This is a genomic window from Caballeronia choica (genome assembly GCF_001544535.1).
GTDB classification, from domain to species: Bacteria; Pseudomonadota; Gammaproteobacteria; order Burkholderiales; family Burkholderiaceae; genus Caballeronia; species Caballeronia choica.
Genome location: NZ_FCON02000366.1, coordinates 1 through 2,604 on the forward strand (window position 1 = coordinate 1; position 2,604 = coordinate 2,604).

At 58.4% G+C, this 2,604-nt stretch carries 3 protein-coding genes and 1 pseudogene; 3 read left to right on the forward strand and 1 reads right to left on the reverse strand.

Annotation, left to right across the window (positions count from 1 at the left end):
- Nucleotides 1-414: transposase (locus tag AWB68_RS43955; protein WP_200828970.1), on the forward strand; the 414-nt coding region annotated here is incomplete at its 5' end.
- 736 nt (nt 415-1,150) lie between these two features.
- A complete protein-coding gene (locus tag AWB68_RS48665; protein WP_160110190.1) occupies nt 1,151-1,309 on the forward strand; it encodes a hypothetical protein in 159 nt (52 codons plus the stop codon).
- Nucleotides 1,310-1,511: 202 nt separating this feature from the next.
- Here AWB68_RS48665 and AWB68_RS43960 read toward each other — a convergent pair.
- Nucleotides 1,512-1,595: pseudogene (locus AWB68_RS43960) on the reverse strand (high-potential iron-sulfur protein); the annotation flags it as partial.
- Nucleotides 1,596-1,662: 67 nt separating this feature from the next.
- Between AWB68_RS43960 and AWB68_RS43965 the strand changes: the two are divergent.
- A complete protein-coding gene (locus tag AWB68_RS43965) occupies nt 1,663-2,382 on the forward strand; it encodes an IS6 family transposase (RefSeq protein WP_087650328.1) in 720 nt (239 codons plus the stop codon).
- Nucleotides 2,383-2,604: the final 222 nt, after the last annotated feature.

The following is a 2,604-nucleotide window of genomic DNA, read 5'->3' on the forward strand; positions in this document are numbered from 1 at the left end:
GTCATTGGCGAACTGCATCGACGTCATCGCAGCAGTGAATTCCTGCAGTTCCTGCGCACCATCGAGGCCAACGTGCCGCCCCAACTGGACATCCATCTGGTGATGGACAACTACGGTACGCACAAGACCTCCTCGATCAATACCTGGCTGGCTCGCCATCCGCGTTTCCATGCGCATTTCACTCCGACCTCTGCTTCGTGGATTAACCAAGTCGAACGATGGTTCGCCACGCTCAGCGAGACATACATCCGCCGTGGCACTCATCGCTCCACCCGGCAACTCGAGCAGGCTATTCGCCAATACATCCAGATCAACAACACTGATCCGAGACCCTTTAACTGGACCAAATCGGCCGACGACATCCTCGCCAGCGTCAAGCGATTTTGTCTACGAATTTCTAACTCGGGACACTAGTCTGGTGCCGAGCGGACATTTGGATGCCCACGTGAAGGCGCGGACCGAGATCCAAAAATGGCGGGAGCCGCTATTCCGAAGGTTCGCCGAACGCGGCCGTCGGGTAAACCTCCCGTTTCGGTGAAGGGCAGCTTTACGGCACCAGCACCCACAGGCAGCCGTCGGCCCATGAAGGGTCACTCGTCCTTCGCGCCACTCAGGCATTCAGACGGCAGCTCCGCTCAGCAAGCAAACGCCCATTCCGTCCCCGAAGTGAATTTCACCCCAAACCACCCAGCGTTGGCGAGGCTGGGCGCGGACGCTGGGCGCCCAGCCCGTCGTGATCCCGAGCGCCTCGCCAGGATCTTCCGCCGTCGGCTCGCGGCTCGCCCGGAAGGCACGGGACCTGACGGACGCGGGGTTTGGCCGCGCACCGATAATGCACTCGACGCTTAACAGGAACGGAAATGGCCACCGCAAGCCGTGTTCGTGGGACCGCTGTCGCCGGTCGCGGCAGAAAATCGCGGACGCCGACCAACCCGGAATCGGGACACGCGAAATCCCACAGGACGATTCACATGGGTGACGTTTAGGTGTTGCGCGCAGGCCGGACATTGGCCATCCCGAACTCCGGAACGCAGGCGCTCATACCGGCTCATGCGGGCAAATGACGTCCAGGTCCAGCAGCGTCGTTGCGCCATTGTCATGCACGCTTTTTACATCGCATCGCCGCGTAAATATAGATAGGAGTTAAAAAATGTTGAGAATCTTTGTGCTGTATTACTCATCCACCTGGATGGGCGAGAAGGTGATGCGCCGCTTCAAGTCGGCGCGTCACCTGCATCGTTTCGCTTCGGTCCACGATCGGGTCGTCAATCTGTTCACGCATTGCCGTTACCACACCGACGCAAAGTAAAAGCGGACGCCACGCACGCAGGCCTTAGAGGCCTGGGAAAGCGTGACGGGCGCTCCGATGCTGGAGCGTCCTGTGAAGTAAGTTAACTATCCTTACTTATTGCGCGGTCGGTCGACCGCCGGATAAAAAGTTGACAATACCATGCGGCGTGCATTTGAAAAAACCGCTTGGTGGCGGTCCTGCCGATCACACGGGTGCGGCTTCAGGCCTTCTTCACGTATGCGCTGCACCATCCCTTCGCCGCGACCTGCTTACCGGCGAAAATCGGGCACGGACCTGATGCATCGGGTACTGGTGCAAATAGGCTTCGGGAGTCAGTTAAAGTATACAGACTGACAAACTGGCGGCCGGTGATGAGCAAGGGAAAGGGTCTGGAGGGGATGTTCGATGGGCGACATTTTGACCGGGAGATCATCATCGTCTGCGTGCGCTGGTACCTGCGCTACAAGCTTAGCTTGCGCGATCTGGTCGAAATGATGGCCGAGCGGGGGTTGTCGCTGGCACATACCACGATCATGCGTTGGGTGAGGCGATTTACCCCGGAGTTCGTGAGGCGCTGGAATCGTTTTGCCATACCGGCGTGGCGGTCATGGCGCGTCGACGAAACCTATCTCAGGATTCGTGGCAAATGGGTCTATCTTTACCGGGCGGTGGATCGGGCCGGCCAGACGGTCGACTTCATGCTCAGGGCAAAGCGCGACTTGGCCGCGGCGAAAGCCTTTTTCAGCAAGGCTATCAAACATCAGGGGCAACCGCCGGAGACGATCACGCTCGATGGATATGCCGCCTCCCACCGGGCGGTGCGTGAGATGAAGGCCGATGGCATGCTGCCCGAGGACACGAAGGTCCGCTCTTCGAAGTACCTGAACAACCTGGTTGAGCAGGATCACCGAAACATCAAGTCCAGAACGAACGTGATGCTCGGTTTCAAACGGTTCTGGAGTGCTGCGACCACGATTTCAGGCATTGAATTGATGCATCGCATTCGCAAGGGGCAGTTGGACTTTTCGACGCTCGAGCTTAACGACACCACTGCGCCCGGCGTCTCGAATGCAGTGCTTTTCAATAATTAAGGAAACCTTAATTATTGGGAAATATCGGCCACACCAGCTATTTGCACCAGAGCCCCTGCGATCAACTACTCGCTTGAAGCATTCTCGAGTGAACGGTCCGGGCCCTTGCCAGTGCGAAACAGACATCGCCGGTATGCTCTTGCAACAAGCTCGCGCAGGTCGCTCGACTCGCAGAGTGACCAGGCCAGGTTGCCGGCGATCAGCGCGAGGCCGACCGCGGCG

Excerpts from the sequence above, each read along its gene's own strand:
- AWB68_RS48665 (WP_160110190.1), top strand. The coding sequence starts at position 1,151 with ATGTTGAGAATCTTTGTGCTGTATTACTCATCCACCTGGATGGGCGAG.
- AWB68_RS43965 (WP_087650328.1), top strand. The coding sequence starts at position 1,663 with ATGAGCAAGGGAAAGGGTCTGGAGGGGATGTTCGATGGGCGACATTTT.